This window comes from Bradyrhizobium sp. MV1.5, assembly GCF_055807615.1.
Genome location: NZ_JBVVPL010000001.1, coordinates 354,044 through 369,528, shown reverse-complemented (window position 1 = coordinate 369,528; position 15,485 = coordinate 354,044). Strand labels below are relative to the sequence as shown.

The following is a 15,485-nucleotide window of genomic DNA, read 5'->3' as shown; positions in this document are numbered from 1 at the left end:
TGAGACGGTCCTTGGTCGATTGCGCCCTCTTGTTTCCGATTTTTCCGGGTAGGACAACCTCGGAAATGCGTTTCGCCGGGGTGCAAGGCACCCCAAACTGGACTAATAGTCGGACTTTCCGATGATCCCAGAACCCGCACCCACGGTCCGAGAGCTTATCGCCTTCTATCTGGAGGCCGGAGTCGATTGCACGCTCGCGGAGGAACCGATCGACCGCCTGGCGGAATTGGATGTTCCACCTCCGGCCCCGCGCGCGCCGCCTCCGGTCGAGGCCCCACGGCCGGCCGCCGCGCCCGCGGTGTTGCGCGGCGAGGCGGCACCGGCGCCCGACGTCGCAATGGCCTCGGCGCGCGAGGCCGCACGCACCGCGCCGACGCTCGAGGCGTTGCGCGAGTTGATGCAGAGCTTTGAGGGCTGCGCGCTGAAGCACACGGCGACACGGTTGGTTTTCGCCGACGGTAATCCGCAGGCGCGCATCATGTTCGTCGGCGAGGCACCGGGCCGCGACGAGGACATCGAGGGGCTGCCCTTCGTCGGACGCAGCGGCAAGCTGCTCGATTTGATGATGGGAGCCATAGGCCTCAACCGCACCACCGCCTACATCGCCAACGTGATCCCCTGGCGGCCGCCCGGCAACCGCACGCCGACGCCGCAGGAGACGCAAATCTGCCTGCCATTCATCCAGCGCCAGATCGAGCTGGTGAATCCGGACGTGCTGGTGACGCTCGGCAATCCCTCCACGCAGACGCTGCTGTCGACCCGCGAAGGCATCATGCGTACCCGCGGCCGCTGGTTCGACTACGAGACAGGCGGGCGCACCATCCGCGCGCTGCCGACCTTCCACCCCGCCTATCTGCTGCGCTCGCCGTCGTACAAGCGGCTGGCCTGGCAGGATCTGCGCGCGATCGCGAAGGTGCTGGCAGGCGCGTGAGGAGCCGTACGGCCTCTCCCCGTCATTGCGAGCGCAGCGAAGCAAATCCAGAATCTTTCCGCGGAGGTGCACTGGATTGCTTCGTCGCTTCGCTCCTCGCAATGACGACGGAAAGAAGGACTACGTCCCCTTCGGCCGCACGATGGCCCAGCCGATGCGCAGGAGTTGCTGGCGTCCGGTCACCAGCCATTCGAAGGCGCGCGGGACTTCCGGGACGATGCCGGGAAAGCGCGCGAGAATGTCTGGCGGCGGGGTGCCGGCGGTATCGGAGGCGCGCCAGACCACGACGCCGCCGGTCTCGCTGAACTTGGCCTGATTGATCCACGGCGTACGCGCAGGCTCGGCATCGATGAAGAGATGCGGCCGGCCGGAATGCAGCGTGATCAAGCTCGCAAGCTGGGTCTCGCCGGCGACCGCGCGCAGGCGATGATTGGTGCGGCGGGCAAAGCTCTCGTCGAAGAAGTCCGAAATCGCGCGCGCCGGCATCGACGTCGCGATCTCATTGGCACCGGTCCACGGCAGGAGCAGGACGGCGAGCACGACGCCGATTGCGGGCGCGATGACGGCGGCCGCCCAGACCATCCGCAGCATCCTCGCGCGGCGCATCGCGATGAGATCGCCGGCCCCCACGACCACGGCAAGTCCCGACAACACCAGCACGACGCCGGCGCCGCCGACGACGGCGTCGAGGCCCAGCAGACCCGAGATCAGCACCGCGCCGAGCGCCGGCGCCAGCGCGAAGAAATAGACGAAATTGCGCGCGAGCGGCTCGACCGGCGGGCGGTAGATGATCGGCGCCTCCTCGCTCTTGGGAACGAACAGGCCGGTGTTGAGGACGGTCAGCGCCGGGATCGCCGCCGCACCGAACAGGAGCCCCCCGAGCAGCCAGGCCGCGTGCAGCGCGCGGGCATTGAACTGGGCCACCTCAGGCAAGGCCGGCAGGACGAGCACCTCTGCGCGCATCAGCCAGACGGCATAGGGCAACGCCAGCACGGCGACGACCACCAGCGCAAACAGCGGGTCGAAGGCGCGCAACGTGCGGCGGCCGTCCGCGGTTGCGAGCGCGAAGACGACGATCAGCAGCAGCAGGAAGATCGCAGCCGGGGTCGTCAGCAGCAAGAGGCCGGCCTCGATCGACCAGGCGAACCAGGCGTTGCCGCGGCGCTGCCCGATGATCTGCCAGGAATGCAGCAGCAGCAGCGCCCAGAGCGGCCGCGCCAGCACTAGGGGGCCGAAGTCGAGTGCGGGCGAGGAGAAGGCCAGCAGCGTCATGGTCAGCAGCACGGCCAGCACTGCCTGCTGGGGGCCGACCACCGCGCGGGACAGGTGATAGAGCGTGATCAGCGTCGCGATCCCGCAGAGCTCGGCCAGCACGTAGACGCCGAACACGTGGCCGCCGGCGGCGCGATAGGCGATGTCGGCGAGCCAGACCGGCAAGGGCGGGCCGAGATCGGTGCCGACCTGGTATTCGCGGCCGAAGGCCAGCAGCGTCGCGAGGCTGCCGGGCGGGCTGCGATAAAACACCAGCGCCACGAACAGCCACATCGCCGCCTGGAGCAGCACGGCGATCCAGACGATCAGCCGCGGCCGCGCGCGAATGAGCTCGATGACCAGGGAGGTAAACCGCATGCAACGTCCGAAAGATGCAGCCAACCCGTGCAGCCGGCCCTATTCGCTCACGACTATTTTGATAGAGGGCGCGGCGCGTCGTGGCAACCGAGTCTCGTCTAGAGATTTGCCGACGCGTCGACTTCCAGGCTCGTGTCCACCTGCAGCTCGATCTCGGTCACTGCAAACAGGTCCTGTGCCGGCTCGACCGTCCAGGGCATGTGCTTGGCACGGGCGGCGACGACGGGGGCGAAGAAGCTGCGGTGGTGGACGGTGGGACCGAGTCGGTTGAGCGCGTCGAGATGCTCGGGCACGGCGTAGCCCTTGTGCTGCTCGAAACCGTAGCCGGGACAGTCCTGAGCCAGCGCGCACATCAGGCGGTCCCGCGTTACCTTGGCAACGATCGAGGCCGCTGCGATCGACAGGACGATGCCGTCGCCGCCGATCACGGCCTCGCAATCGCATGCCGTGTCGAGCCGGTCGCGGCCGTCGACGAAGACGTGCCGGGGCTGCTCGGGCAGCGCCACCACGGCGCGCTTCAGCGCCCATAGCGAGGCGCGCAGGATGTTGTCGCGGTCGATGCGGGCGCGCGAGGCGACGGCCACCGAGACCTGCGCTGTGGCGCAGATCTTGTCGAACAGCCTTTCGCGCTCCTCGGCAGTCAGTCGCTTGGAATCATCGATGCCGCGCGGGATGCGGTCGGGATCGAGAATCACCGCCGCCGCCACCACAGGACCGGCCAGCGGCCCGCGGCCGGCCTCATCGCAGCCCGCCACCGGCCAGACGCCGCGCTTGATCAGCGCGCGCTCGCGACGGAAGCTTGGGGCGACCATGATGGTGCCCTTGGCGCCGGCCAGCGCCTTGACGATTTTTTTAGGCGCAGCCTTCTTGTTCTCAGGCGCAGCCTTCTTGGGCGCGCCTTTGGCCGGCTTCTTGGCGGACTGATCCCGAATCATGGCCGGGATCGTGCGCAAGCGGCATGGCCTGCGCAACCGGGAACCTCGGACAATTCCCGTTATTCAAGTCAGCTGCCCTATTCCGCCAGATGCACCCGTCGGTCCTCGCCGACTTCGATGCCGGGCGCGACCACGACTTCCCAGGGATGGCCGTCAGGATCGGCGAAATAGCCGGAATAGCCGCCGTAGTCGGTCTCATGCGCGGCCTTCAGCAGCGCGGCTCCCTTGGCGACGGCGAACGCCAGCACCGCATCCACCTCCTCACGCGCGCGACAGTTCCAGGCGAGCGTCACGCCGCCAAACGTCGATGGCCTCGGATGATCAGGCAATTTGGCGTCGACCGCGAGCTGATCCCAGGGAAACAGCGCGAGCACCGGACCGCCGGTGTCATAGAATGCCACGGCCTCGCCGGTCACCTTGAGCCGGCGCGAGAAACCAAGCGCGTCGTAAAAGGCAATACCGGTGCGGATGTTGTTCACGCCCAGCGTGATGACGGTAAGTCGCGGGATTGGAGCCGGCAGTTCCTGACTCATGCGACGCCTCTCCCACTTCGTCCCTCAGAACAGGCTGAGCTGATCGCCGTTCCGCTTCGGCTTGGCAAAATGATCCGTCGTCAGCTTGGAGCGCCTCTTGTTCAGCCCGAGCCTGTCGCAGGCGATCTCGAAGCGGCGTCCGATGGTCCAGGCCATCGGGCCGGTGCCCTTCATGCGCTCGCCCCATTTCGCGTCGTAGTCACGGCCGCCGCGCATGTCGCGGATCAGCGTGAAGACGTGACGATAGCGGTCCGGATAGTTCGCCATCAGCCATTCCCGAAAGAGATCGCGCACCTCGAGCGGCAACCGCAGCAATACATAGGAGGCCTCCTTGACGCCGGCATGGGCGGCGGCATCCAAGATTCGCTCGATCTCGGAATCGTTCAGCGCGGGGATGACGGGCGCGACCATGACGGTGGTCGGAATGCCGGCCTCGGAAAGCTGCTTCAGCGCCTCCAACCGCTTCGACGGAGTGGACGCTCGCGGCTCCATGGTGCGCGCCAGTTTCGGATCGAGCGAGGTCACGGAGATCCCGACCTTGGCGAGATTGCGCTTGGCCATGCGCGCAAGAATGTCGATGTCGCGGGTCACCAGCGCCGACTTGGTGACGATCCCGACGGGATGGCCGGCGCGCTCCAGCACCTCCAGAATGCCGCGCATGATTTTGCGCTCGCGCTCTATCGGCTGATACGGATCGGTGTTGGTGCCGATCGCGATCATCCGCGGCTCGTAGCCAGGCGCCGCAAGCTCCTTCTCGAGCAGCGCCGGCGCCTCGGGCTTCACGAACAGCTTCGACTCGAAGTCGAGTCCCGGTGACAGGCCGAGATAGGCATGCGTCGGCCGCGCGAAGCAATAGACGCAGCCGTGCTCACAGCCGCGATAGGGATTGATCGAGCGATCGAAGCCGATGTCGGGAGATTCGTTGCGGGTGATCACCTTGCGCGAGGTGTCGATCCCGACCGTGGTCTTGAACGGAGGCAGTTCTTCAAGGCTCTGCCAGCCATCGTCGAATGTGACGCGCGCCTCGGCCTCAAACCGGCCGCTGGCGTTGGACTGCGCGCCCCGGCCTCGCCTGCGCTGGCGGTCGATGGCGACCGCCAGCTCAGGGAAGTCAGAAGGCGCACCCGCCGGCTCGGAGGGCGCCGTGACCGGCGGGTGCTTGAGAGCATGAGAGGATGCTGGACTCATGAAGACAAGATAGCACGCCAAAGGAACAAATCAAGAACGCAAACAAAAAACGTGAAAACAACCCCATGCACGGTAGATCTGCCCAAACTTCGCGCGCCCGCTTTTGACCTCACGCAACAGTGGCGTCACGGCGATCCCGTTTGATGCTGCCGAAGGATCGATCTCGCCGGAACTCGGTTGGTGACGATCCCGGGTGAAGGTCGGCAGGAACATGACAAATCAACAACAATTGGCCGCAGCGAGCAGCGACCTCGATCTGCTTGATCGCTATTGGCGCGCCGCGAACTATCTCTCCGTCGGGCAGATCTACCTCCTCGACAATCCGCTGCTGCGCGAGCCGTTGCGGCCCGAGCACATCAAGCCGCGTTTGCTCGGCCATTGGGGTACGACGCCCGGTTTGAATTTCATTTATGCCCATCTCAACCGCGTCATCCGCGCGCTGGACCTGAGCGTGATCTATGTCTGCGGTCCCGGCCACGGCGGTCCCGGCATGGTCGCCAACACCTATCTCGAAGGCAGCTACAGCGAGATCTATCCCGATATCGCGCGCGATACCGAGGGCTTGCGCAAGCTGTTCAGGCAATTCTCCTTCCCCGGCGGCATCCCGAGTCACGCGGCGCCGGAAACACCGGGCTCGATCCACGAAGGCGGCGAGCTCGGTTACGCGCTGGTGCATGCCTATGGCGCGGCCTTCGACAATCCCGACCTGATCGTCGCCTGTGTCGTCGGCGACGGCGAGGCCGAGACCGGCCCGCTCGCGGCGTCCTGGCACTCCAACAAGTTCCTCAATCCCGCGCATGACGGCGCGGTGCTGCCGATCCTGCATCTCAACGGATACAAGATTGCCAATCCGACCGTGCTCGGGCGGATGCGCGACGACGAGATCCGCGATCTCTTCCGCGGGCTCGGCCACGAGCCGCTGTTCGTCGAGGGCGACGATCCCAAATTGATGCACCGGACCATGGCAGACGCGCTCGACGTCGCGCTCGTCAGCATCCGGTCGATCCAGCAGCACGCCCGCGACGGCCGCAAGAGCGTCGAACGCCCGCGCTGGCCGATGATCGTGCTGCGCAGCCCGAAGGGCTGGACCGGCCCCAAGGAAGTCGACGGCAAGAAGGTGGAGGGATTTTGGCGTGCGCATCAGGTACCTGTCGCGAACTGTCGCGAGAACCCGGCGCATCTGAAGATTCTCGAAGACTGGATGCGCAGCTACGAGCCGGAAAGGCTGTTCGACGCGAACGGCGCGCTCGTTGCCGAGCTGCAGGCGCTCGCGCCCGAAGGCCATCGCCGCATGGGCGCCAATCCGCACGCCAATGGCGGCCTTCTGAAGAAGGAGCTGAAGCTGCCGGACTTCTGCAGCTTCGCCGTCGAGGTCCCTCAGCCGGGCGGCGTCGTGGCGGAGGCAACCCGCGAGCTCGGCAAATTCCTGCGCGACGTCATCCGCCTCAACGCCGGGGCCCGCAACTTCCGCATCATGGGCCCGGACGAGACCGCGTCAAACCGGCTCGATGCGGTGTTCGAGGCCACCGAACGCGTCTGGATGGAGCCGACAGAACCTTACGACGTGCACCTCGCCCAGGATGGACGCGTGATGGAAGTCCTGAGCGAGCACCTCTGCCAGGGCTGGCTGGAGGGCTACCTGCTCACGGGCCGGCACGGCTTCTTCTCCTGCTACGAGGCGTTCATCCACATCGTGGATTCCATGTTCAACCAGCACGCCAAATGGCTGAAGGTGACCCGGCATCTGCCGTGGCGGCGCCCGATTGCCTCGCTCAACTATCTGCTGACGTCGCATGTCTGGCGTCAGGACCACAACGGTTTCAGCCATCAGGATCCCGGTTTCGTTGATCTCGTCGCCAACAAGAAAGCGGACATCGTCCGCATCTACTTCCCGCCAGACGCCAACACGCTGCTGTGGATCGCCGACCACTGCCTGCGGACGTACAATCGCATCAACGTGATCGTCGCCGGCAAGCAGCCGGCGCCGCAATGGCTGTCGATGCAGGAGGCAGCCACGCATTGCGACGCCGGCATCGGCATCTGGAGCTGGGCCGGCACGGAAGATGCGAATGGCGAGCCCGATGTCGTGATGGCCTGCGCCGGCGACGTGCCGACACTGGAAACGCTCGCCGCCGTCGACCTGCTGCGCAAGGCGCTGCCCGAGCTGAAGATCCGCGTCGTCAACATCGTCGACCTCATGACGCTGCAACCCAGGGAGCAGCACCCGCACGGCTTGTCGGACCGCGACTTCGACGGCCTGTTCACGCGCGACAAGCCGGTGATCTTCGCCTATCACGGCTATCCCTATCTGATCCACCGGCTGACCTATAACCGCACCAACCACGCCGGCATGCACGTCCGCGGCTTTGCCGAGGAAGGCACCACGACGACGCCGTTCGACATGGTCGTGCTCAACGAGCTCGACCGCTATCACCTCGCGATCGAGGTGATCCAGCGCGTGCAGGGGCTCGCGACCAGGGCGGCGCAGGTGAAGCAGCAATTCCGTGACAAGCTGATCGAGCATTCGCGTTATGTACGCGAATACGGCGAGGACATGCCGGAAATCCAGGAATGGGTCTGGCAGAACAGCGCCGGCGGCAAGACGCCGGCAGAGGCAGGCGACTGACAGCAGCCATGTTGAACATGGTTCTCGTTCTCAACTCGGGATCGTCGAGCATCAAATTCGGCCTGTTCGAAATCTCGGCGGCCGAGCCCACCCTGCTCTGCAAGGGCCTGCTCGACGAGCACGAGACGAAGCCGCGGCTCGTCGTGAAGAGCCCCGCGGGCGAAGACCTGTTCGAGAAACGGAGGGAAGCATCGGGTGCGGCCAGCGATCATCTGTTCGCCGACGTGCTCGGCTTGATCGAGGATCGCTTCGGCGACCATCGCTTGCGCGCCATCGGCCATCGGATCGTCCATGGCGGTCCGGACTATTCCGCTCCAGTCGAGCTGACGGAGGATGTCACCGCAAAGCTGGAGGCGTTGACGCCGCTGGCGCCGCTGCACCAGCCGCGGTGCATGGCGCCGGTCCGCACCATCAGGGCGTTCAGGCCCGACCTGACGCAGGTCGCCTGCTTCGACACCGCTTTCCATCACGGCATTGCGCCGCCCGCCAGCCGCTTCGCCATTCCAAGACGTTATGAAGAGCGCGGCATCCGGCGCTACGGATTTCACGGCGTCTCGTTCGAATATGTCGCGGGACGGCTCGCCCGAATCGCGCCGCAGCTCGTGGCGAAGCGCACTGTGATCGCGCATCTCGGCAACGGCGCGAGCCTGTGCGGCTTGCGCGACGGCCGCAGCATCGACACCACGATGGGACTGACGCCGCTCGACGGGCTGGTGATGGGCACGCGGTGCGGCAGGATCGACCCGGGCGTGCTGCTCTATCTGCAACAGCACGAGAAGATGTCGGTCGAAGATGTCCAGCACCTGCTCTATCACGAATCCGGCCTGCTCGGCGTCTCCCGCATCGCTTCGGACATGCGCACGCTGCTTGCGAGCAGCGAAGCTGCGGCGCGGGAGGCGGTCGAGCTCTTCACCTTCCGCGCCGCGCAGGAGGTGGCGGCGATGGCGACAACGCTTGCCGGGCTGGACTGTCTGGTCTTCACCGGCGGCATCGGCGAGCATGCCAGGGAAATCCGCAGCGCCATCGGTGAGCGTCTCGACTGGCTCGGTGTGCGCATCGATGCCGCTGCGAATGATGCGGCGCGCGAGCGTATCAACGGGGGCGATAGCGCAGTCGATGTCTTTGTCATTCCAACGAATGAGGAACTGATGATCGCACGACATTGTGCGGCGGTGCTGCGAACGATTTGAGCACGATGGCAATCTTACTTCCCTTCTCCCCTTGCGGGAGAAGGTGGCGCGAAGTGCCGGATGAGGGGTTTTGTCGTCGCTCACGTATGCATGTGAGTATGCGGAGACATACCCCTCACCCTGTGAGTTTGTGTCTCCTCGCGGTGCTGCCCTCTCCCGCAAGGGGCGAGGGCGCAGTCACGAGCATCTCAACTGCAGGGTAAATTGATCCAGTGGCCCGCGCATTCTAATGCGTCCCCGACCAAATCTGGAAACACCCGATCGCGACCTCGATCACGATCAGCACCACCACCGCGATTTCGAGCCGGAGCGAGCGCTGGGTATCGATGATGTCGGTGAGCGCGTTGGCGGTCGCGGACACGGCGGTGAGCTTGCGCTCGAGCGTGTCCAGGCGCTCCTTCAGTTCGTACTCGTCTTCAAGGCGGGCATAGAGCCGGTCGAGTTCGGGTTTCTCCCAGAGCACGTCGGGTTTCTCGGCCACCGCAACACGACCGGCGACGCGCTGCTGGACGAGAAGCGCATTGCCGATCAATTGCAAGATGCCCTTGCGCCGGGGCGGCGTGCGGCCCTGCTCGGCGAGCTTGCGCGCAAATGGCTCGATCACGTCGAAGACCGCGGCGACGCGGCGCTCGTCACGTGCGAGCGAGGTGCTCTTGGCCAGCGCGTCCGCGATCAGCAGCAGCCGGTCGTCGGAGAATTTGGCGAGGCAGATCGGGCCGCCCGGCTGGATAGCCTCGGCGCTTTCGTCCTTGCAGAGTTGCGCATGTGCGATCTCCTCCTCGTAGGGGCTGAACTCGCCGATCACGCGGGACTTCAGGCTGTCGATCAGCACCTTCTCCTCCGAAGGGAGGAGACCGATCAGCACCACGACGCCGTAGCGGAAGATGACCGCAAGGCCGGCATGGACGCGGAAGGCGGCCGGCGTCGAGGAGACTGTCGCGCCCATTTCGAGTCCGGAGGGATTGATGCGTTCACCCAGCATCAGGGCGCGGATCCGCAAGGTCGGCGCGCCGTCCGGCCTGGGAGATGTTGCGGGCGAGTTAACAGCAAGTTGATCGGCGTTCATTCGAAGCCTCTTCAGCAGCACCATTGCACGGTTTTCCCGTTCTCGCGCTCGTCCGCTATCGCATCCTCCTCTTGCAAGGTTGCGAACGGCCGGCGCGCCGCGCAATGTTGCGGCTCATCTCCGGACTAATACGGACAGGACAGGCTTGGGGCGACACATTGGCAATATCGCGGCCCCGTACGCGACATATTTGGATGAGAGAGCCGCAGCGGTTTACCATCGTATACCGAAGCGCGGCCGGAAAGTTGCACTCGGCAGCGCCACATGTTTTATGACGCCCTCATAATGAGCTACGCTTCTCCCGAAGTGTGGACAGTGAAGCTTCAATCATGCTGAGCGTCATCATTCCGACCGAAGGCGTCGAGCAGACGGCGGTCGCAACTCTGGCCGCGCTGGTACCCGGTGCTGCCGCAGGCATCATCCGGGAAGTGCTCCTGGTCGACGGCACCCGCAATGGCGTCATCGAGCGCGTTGCCGACGTCGCGGGCTGCCGATTCATCGGCTTCGAAGGATCAACGCAAGGCGCCGCGCTTGCCGCCGGCGCACTCCAGGCCCGTTCGTCTTGGCTGATGTTCCTCCCTGCGGGCGCCGTTCTGGAAACCGGGTGGATCGAGGAAACCACCCAGTTCATCCAGTCGGTCTCGACCAGCGGCCGGGATCGTGCGGCCGTCTTCCGCTATGCGCGCTCGCCCTACGCCGATGCCGGCTTCCGCGATATCCTCCGGGCCCTGATGCGCAAGCTCGTCGGTCCCTTCGGCGATCAGGGACTTTTGATCGCGCGTGATCACTACGACCGCATCGGCGGCTACCCGCCCCAAGCCCGCCGCTCCGAGGCGCGGCTGCTCCGGCGGCTCGGCCGCTCGTCGCGGATAATGCTGCGCAGCCGGATCGTCATGGTCGGCTGAGGCACCTCGATACTTGCTAAAGTCAAATAATTATTTGACAATGGCAAATATCGAGGTGACCCATGTCGTTCAATCCTACCGACGACCACATCGCAGCGGTCCGCGCCTTCAACCGCTTCTACACCCGCAAGCTTGGCGTGCTCGACCAGCACCTCGGAAAAAGCCCGTTCTCGCTCAGCGAGGCCCGCGTACTCTACGAGCTCGCGCAACGGGATGACCTTGCCGCAAAGGAGATCGGCAACGAGCTTGCCCTCGACCCCGGCTATCTCAGCCGGATCGTGCAAAGCTTCGACGAAAAGGGCCTGATCACCCGCAGGCCCCTGCCCGCGGATCGCAGGCAATACCAGCTCAGCCTCACCGCCAAGGGGCGCCAGACCTTTGCCAAGCTGAACCTGGGCTCGCAAAATGAGGTCGCCGCAATGCTGGCTCAGCTTTCGGCCAGCGATGCAACGCGGCTCACGCAGGCTATGGCGACCATCGAGGCTGTGCTGGAGCGTCGAAGCCAGCCCGCGGCTTTCATGCTGCGCAGCCATCGCGTTGGCGACATGGGCTGGGTCATCTCCCGGCAGGCCGCCGCCTATGCGGCCGACTACAACTGGGATATCAGCTACGAGGCCCTGGTCGCCGAGATCTGCGCACAGTTCATCAAGAATTATGACGCCGCGCGCGAGCACTGCTGGATTGCGGAAGTGGGCGGCGAGCCGGTCGGCTCGATCTTTCTGGTCAAGGCCACGGACGAGATCGCCAAGCTGCGCCTGTTGCAGGTGGAAAAGAAAGCGCGGGGATTCGGTGTCGGCCGCGCGCTGGTCGACCAATGCATCCAGGGCGCACGCGAGAGGGGCTACGGCAAGATGACGCTGTGGACGCAGAGCATCCTGGTCGCCGCACGCGGCATCTATCAAAGTGCAGGCTTCAAGCTCGTGAAGACCGAGCCGCATCACAGCTTCGGGCAGGATCTGATTGGGGAAACGTGGGAGCGGGATCTCTGATGCTGCAACAGCGGGCGAGATGCGCATGAATGTGCCCTCGCCCCCTGCGGGAGAGGGCAGCGACGCTGCTAGACATAAGCTCACTTGGGTGAGGGGTCGTCTTCGGCACATTCCGTGCCGATAGATACCCCTCATCCGGCGCCATAGCCGAAGCTTCGCTTCGGCGTTCTTTGAGAACGGCGGCCCAAGGCCGCCTATGCCACCTTCCCCCACAAGGGGGGAAGGGGAAGCAAGCGCTCACACCGTCGCGCCCTGGGCCTTCGGCCGGCGCAGGTGCTCGTCCAGCCGTGGCATGATCTCGACGAAATTGCAGGGCCGCGTGCGGTAGTCGAGCTGGGCTTTGAGGATGCCGTCCCAGCCGTCGCGGCAGGCACCGGGCGAACCTGGGAGGCAGAAGATGTAGGTTGCGCCCGCGACGCCGGCGGTGGCGCGGCTCTGGATCGTCGACGTGCCGATCTTGGCATGGCTCAGCATGTGGAATGCGATCGAGAAACCGTCCATGCGCTTCTCGAACAAGGGCTCGATCGCCTCCGGCGTGACGTCGCGCCCCGTGAAGCCGGTGCCGCCGGTGGTGATGACGACGTCGACGCCCGCGTCCGCAATCCAGCGGCGGATGACGGTGCGGATCGCCTCGACGTCGTCGGTGACGATCTCGCGCGCGGCGAGATGATGGCCGGCCGCAAGGAGACGGTCGGCGAGCGTCTGGCCGGATTTATCATCCGCCAGCGCGCGCGTGTCAGACACGGTGAGCACCGCGATGTTGAGCGGGACGAACTGCTTTGCTTCGTCGATGGAGGTCATTGCAACACACCTTCTTCACAGACCACTGACGTCATCCTGAGGTGCGCGCACTTGCGCGCCTCGAAGGATGCGCCACGGGCTCGCCATCCTTCGAGGCTCGCCAATCGGCGAGCACCTCAGGATGACGGATAACCCCTACTGTCCGCCACCAAACGTGTTGCAGGCCTGGACGGTGCCCTGCTGGTAGCCGGTCATGAACCACTGTTTGCGTTGCGCCGCCGAGCCGTGGGTGAAGGAATCCGGCACGACCCGGCCAGTCGACTGGCGCTGCAGCGTGTCGTCGCCGATCGCGCTCGCCGTGGTGAGTGCGGCGTCGATGTCGCCCGGCTCCAGGAAGTTCGGCCGCTTCTTCGCCTCGCGATTGACCCAGACACCGGACAGGCAGTCGGCCTGCAATTCGACCTTCACCTGGAGCGCATTCGATTCCGCCTTGCTGCCGGCCTGCTGCTGCAGCCGCGTCACGCGCGGAATGATGCCGAGCAGGTTCTGGATGTGATGGCCGGCCTCGTGGGCGATGATGTAGGCGGTGGTGAAGTTACAAGCGGACTTGCCGGAGCAGCCGCGAAAACGCGTCTCGACCTCGCGGAAGAAACCGGTGTCGAGAAAGATCGTCTTGTCGGGCGGACAATAGAACGGTCCCATCGCCGACTCCGCCCGGCCGCAGCGCCCGCCATTGGTGACGTTGCGGAACAGCACGACTTTCGGACCGGTAAAGGACTGGCCCGAGGCCTGGAAGATCTCGCTCCAGCGATCGTCGATCTCGCCGAGGATGCCGGAGATCATGCTGCCCATCTCGTCGGTCGGCGCGCCGCGCTTGGCGTTGGAGGACGATTGGCGATCGGTCTGGTAGGACGGCGCCTGGCCGCCACCGGTGAGGATCTCGGCGCCGCCGATCAGGATGCGCGGATCGATGCCGAAGGCGTAGCCGACCAGGCCGAGCACGATGATGGTGCCGATCCCGAGCCCGCCGCCGCCTATGGGGAGGCCGAACCCGCCTCCTCCACCGCCGCCGCCACCATCGTCGCGACGATCCTCGATGTCGTCGCTGCGGCGGAAATCATCGTAGCGCATGGCGGCTTCCCTCGGTCCTGGCTCAACTCGGCGCAAGAGCGCGAAAGCTCAACGCGCCACATACCTAAAATTTCCATTGCGTTAATCAATATCCCGCTCGGCAATTATTGCCTAGTGCGACAGCATGGCAATGCCAGCAATTTTTTCCGGGCATCGAGCAATTTTTTCCGAGAGGAATTTCGATTCTTTTTGCGCTCCGATCACAGCCGCAACGGGAAGAAACACGAAATACACTGCAAAACATGGAGAATGCGCGGAGCGAACCGCGTGCAAGGTGCGACGTGAGGGCTGCTCACGAAAGCGGCGGGTTAAGTCGATTTTTACTTTGCCGCTTCAATGTAACGGTCAGTCGGTTGTTTGGTCCCGCGTCGCCGACAGCGTCGCCTGAGTCAGAGTTCTTGAGTCATGGTAGAGTCGCGTCGCGGGGCGTCTGCAAGGGCGCCCCGCACAAATTTTGAGTCTCCTTCGCACAGCATCGTCCTTGGCGATTGCGTCGCCGAGATGTCGAAGCTTCAGGCTGGTTCGGTCGACCTGGTGTTCGCCGATCCACCCTACAATCTTCAGCTCAAGGGCGATCTCAAGCGCCCCGACGAATCCCATGTCGACGCGGTCGACGACGATTGGGACAAGTTCGATTCGTTCTCCGCCTACGATGATTTCACCCGCGCCTGGCTGCTTGCCGCCCGCCGCGCGATGAAGCCGTCGGCGACGATCTGGGTGATCGGCTCCTATCACAACATCTTCCGCGTCGGCGCGATCATGCAGGACCTCGGCTTCTGGCTCCTGAACGACATCGTCTGGCGCAAGACCAATCCGATGCCGAATTTCCGCGGCCGCCGCTTCACCAACGCGCACGAGACCATGATCTGGGCCGCGCGCGACGAAAAGGCCAAGGGCTACACCTTCAACTACGAAGCCTTGAAGGCCGCCAACGAGGACGTGCAGGCACGGTCCGACTGGCTGATCCCGCTCTGCACCGGCGAAGAGCGCCTCAAGGGCGCCGACGGCAAGAAAGTGCACCCGACGCAGAAGCCGGAAGGCCTGCTCGCGCGCGTGCTGCTGTCGTCCTCCAAACCCGGCGACCTCGTGATCGATCCCTTCAACGGCACCGGCACCACCGGCGCGGTCGCAAAGCGCCTCGGCCGCTCCTATATCGGCTTCGAGCGCGACAAGACCTATGCGAAAGCGGCACAAGCGCGCATCGCCGCGGTCGAGCCGTTGCCGGAGGCAAGCCTCGCCCCGTTCATGACGGCGCGCGAGGCGCCGCGGGTTGCGTTCTCGGAATTGATCGAGCGTGGCATGATCATGCCCGGCACCAAGCTGTTCGACGCCAAGAAGAAGCTCGGCGCGCTGGTCCGCGCCGACGGGGCCATCATGTTCGGCGACAAGGTCGGCTCCATCCACCGCATGGGCGCGGTGGCGCAAGGCGCGCAAGCCTGCAACGGATGGACCTTCTGGCACATCGAGACCAAGAAGGGTCTCAAGCTGATCGACGAGCTCCGCGCCGAGATTCGCGCCGGCATGGCGGCGGGGTAGCCGCCCTGTCATTTCAGGCGCGCCCCCGGAATGACGAGACTGGTTGAACACAGCGGCCGGCGGGACTAGATTGACCGCCTACGCC

14 protein-coding genes are annotated in these 15,485 nt (G+C 65.0%); 6 read left to right on the top strand and 8 right to left on the bottom strand.

Annotated features, from left to right (window positions below):
- The first annotated feature begins 121 nt into the window (after positions 1 to 121).
- The gene (locus AC0L2J_RS01680) at positions 122 to 931 is read left to right on the top strand and encodes a uracil-DNA glycosylase (protein ID WP_063993467.1); all 810 of its coding nucleotides are present in this window, start codon (positions 122 to 124) and stop codon (positions 929 to 931) included.
- A gap of 120 nt (positions 932 to 1,051) precedes the next feature.
- Here the strand turns inward: AC0L2J_RS01680 and AC0L2J_RS01675 are convergent, their stop codons facing one another.
- The 5 genes from AC0L2J_RS01675 to AC0L2J_RS01655 all read right to left on the bottom strand — a co-directional run bounded on the left by AC0L2J_RS01675 (position 1,052) and on the right by AC0L2J_RS01655 (position 5,429).
- Positions 1,052 to 2,560 (bottom strand): glycosyltransferase family 39 protein, encoded by a 1,509-nt coding sequence (locus AC0L2J_RS01675; protein ID WP_473386786.1) that lies wholly within the window; start codon positions 2,558 to 2,560, stop codon positions 1,052 to 1,054.
- 98 nt (positions 2,561 to 2,658) lie between these two features.
- A complete protein-coding gene (locus tag AC0L2J_RS01670; protein WP_473386785.1) occupies positions 2,659 to 3,495 on the bottom strand; it encodes a ribonuclease HII in 837 nt (278 codons plus the stop codon).
- Between the two features lie 77 nt (positions 3,496 to 3,572).
- Entirely contained in the window at positions 3,573 to 4,028 is a 456-nt protein-coding gene (locus AC0L2J_RS01665) for a VOC family protein (RefSeq protein ID WP_473386784.1), read from the bottom strand.
- 24 nt (positions 4,029 to 4,052) lie between these two features.
- Positions 4,053 to 5,216, bottom strand: a complete 1,164-nt coding sequence (locus tag AC0L2J_RS01660; RefSeq protein WP_473249378.1) for a PA0069 family radical SAM protein — start codon at positions 5,214 to 5,216, stop codon at positions 4,053 to 4,055.
- A 30-nt stretch (positions 5,217 to 5,246) separates the two neighbouring features.
- The gene (locus AC0L2J_RS01655; RefSeq protein ID WP_473386782.1) at positions 5,247 to 5,429 is read right to left on the bottom strand and encodes a hypothetical protein; all 183 of its coding nucleotides are present in this window, start codon (positions 5,427 to 5,429) and stop codon (positions 5,247 to 5,249) included.
- Between AC0L2J_RS01655 and AC0L2J_RS01650 the strand changes: the two genes are divergently transcribed.
- Both AC0L2J_RS01650 and AC0L2J_RS01645 read left to right on the top strand, forming a co-directional pair.
- Positions 5,428 to 7,842, top strand: a complete 2,415-nt coding sequence (locus AC0L2J_RS01650) for a phosphoketolase family protein (protein ID WP_473386781.1) — start codon at positions 5,428 to 5,430, stop codon at positions 7,840 to 7,842. The genes AC0L2J_RS01655 and AC0L2J_RS01650 overlap by 2 nt on opposite strands.
- Before the next feature lie 8 nt (positions 7,843 to 7,850).
- Positions 7,851 to 9,032 carry an acetate/propionate family kinase gene (locus AC0L2J_RS01645; RefSeq protein WP_473386779.1) on the top strand — a complete coding sequence of 394 codons (1,182 nt, stop codon included), beginning with the start codon at positions 7,851 to 7,853 and terminating at the stop codon, positions 9,030 to 9,032.
- Positions 9,033 to 9,258: 226 nt separating this feature from the next.
- Here AC0L2J_RS01645 and AC0L2J_RS01640 read toward each other — a convergent pair whose 3' ends face one another.
- A complete protein-coding gene (locus tag AC0L2J_RS01640) occupies positions 9,259 to 10,098 on the bottom strand; it encodes an RMD1 family protein (RefSeq protein ID WP_473386778.1) in 840 nt (279 codons plus the stop codon).
- A 329-nt stretch (positions 10,099 to 10,427) separates the two neighbouring features.
- Here AC0L2J_RS01640 and AC0L2J_RS01635 point away from each other — a divergent pair, with 329 nt between their 5' ends.
- The gene (locus tag AC0L2J_RS01635; protein WP_007607113.1) at positions 10,428 to 11,003 is read left to right on the top strand and encodes a glycosyltransferase family protein; all 576 of its coding nucleotides are present in this window, start codon (positions 10,428 to 10,430) and stop codon (positions 11,001 to 11,003) included.
- A 62-nt stretch (positions 11,004 to 11,065) separates the two neighbouring features.
- Positions 11,066 to 11,992: a bifunctional helix-turn-helix transcriptional regulator/GNAT family N-acetyltransferase gene (locus AC0L2J_RS01630; protein WP_473386776.1), complete on the top strand. Its 927-nt coding sequence runs from the start codon at positions 11,066 to 11,068 to the stop codon at positions 11,990 to 11,992.
- A 237-nt stretch (positions 11,993 to 12,229) separates the two neighbouring features.
- On the opposite strand, the gene moaB is transcribed toward AC0L2J_RS01630, so the two are convergent.
- Both moaB and ypfJ read right to left on the bottom strand, forming a co-directional pair.
- Positions 12,230 to 12,793, bottom strand: coding sequence for a molybdenum cofactor biosynthesis protein B (moaB, locus tag AC0L2J_RS01625; RefSeq protein ID WP_063993472.1), 564 nt, complete (start codon positions 12,791 to 12,793; stop codon positions 12,230 to 12,232).
- A gap of 135 nt (positions 12,794 to 12,928) precedes the next feature.
- On the bottom strand, positions 12,929 to 13,864 hold the full coding sequence (gene ypfJ, locus AC0L2J_RS01620) for a KPN_02809 family neutral zinc metallopeptidase (protein WP_473249372.1): 936 nt from the start codon (positions 13,862 to 13,864) through the stop codon (positions 12,929 to 12,931).
- Positions 13,865 to 14,269: 405 nt separating this feature from the next.
- Between ypfJ and AC0L2J_RS01615 the strand changes: the two genes are divergently transcribed.
- On the top strand, positions 14,270 to 15,400 hold the full coding sequence (locus AC0L2J_RS01615) for a site-specific DNA-methyltransferase (RefSeq protein ID WP_007607106.1): 1,131 nt from the start codon (positions 14,270 to 14,272) through the stop codon (positions 15,398 to 15,400).
- The last annotated feature ends 85 nt before the right edge of the window (positions 15,401 to 15,485 follow it).

Bases quoted from the DNA above. Each gene is read 5' to 3' on its own strand.
- AC0L2J_RS01650 (WP_473386781.1), top strand. From the start codon at position 5,428: ATGACAAATCAACAACAATTGGCCGCAGCGAGCAGCGACCTCGATCTG.
- AC0L2J_RS01635 (WP_007607113.1), top strand. From the start codon at position 10,428: ATGCTGAGCGTCATCATTCCGACCGAAGGCGTCGAGCAGACGGCGGTC.
- AC0L2J_RS01655 (WP_473386782.1), bottom strand. From the start codon at position 5,429: ATGTTCCTGCCGACCTTCACCCGGGATCGTCACCAACCGAGTTCCGGC.
- moaB (WP_063993472.1), bottom strand. From the start codon at position 12,793: ATGACCTCCATCGACGAAGCAAAGCAGTTCGTCCCGCTCAACATCGCG.
- AC0L2J_RS01665 (WP_473386784.1), bottom strand. From the start codon at position 4,028: ATGAGTCAGGAACTGCCGGCTCCAATCCCGCGACTTACCGTCATCACG.
- AC0L2J_RS01640 (WP_473386778.1), bottom strand. From the start codon at position 10,098: ATGAACGCCGATCAACTTGCTGTTAACTCGCCCGCAACATCTCCCAGG.
- AC0L2J_RS01660 (WP_473249378.1), bottom strand. From the start codon at position 5,216: ATGAGTCCAGCATCCTCTCATGCTCTCAAGCACCCGCCGGTCACGGCG.
- AC0L2J_RS01675 (WP_473386786.1), bottom strand. From the start codon at position 2,560: ATGCGGTTTACCTCCCTGGTCATCGAGCTCATTCGCGCGCGGCCGCGG.
- AC0L2J_RS01645 (WP_473386779.1), top strand. From the start codon at position 7,851: ATGTTGAACATGGTTCTCGTTCTCAACTCGGGATCGTCGAGCATCAAA.
- AC0L2J_RS01680 (WP_063993467.1), top strand. From the start codon at position 122: ATGATCCCAGAACCCGCACCCACGGTCCGAGAGCTTATCGCCTTCTAT.
- ypfJ (WP_473249372.1), bottom strand. From the start codon at position 13,864: ATGCGCTACGATGATTTCCGCCGCAGCGACGACATCGAGGATCGTCGC.
- AC0L2J_RS01615 (WP_007607106.1), top strand. From the start codon at position 14,270: ATGGTAGAGTCGCGTCGCGGGGCGTCTGCAAGGGCGCCCCGCACAAAT.
- AC0L2J_RS01670 (WP_473386785.1), bottom strand. From the start codon at position 3,495: ATGATTCGGGATCAGTCCGCCAAGAAGCCGGCCAAAGGCGCGCCCAAG.
- AC0L2J_RS01630 (WP_473386776.1), top strand. From the start codon at position 11,066: ATGTCGTTCAATCCTACCGACGACCACATCGCAGCGGTCCGCGCCTTC.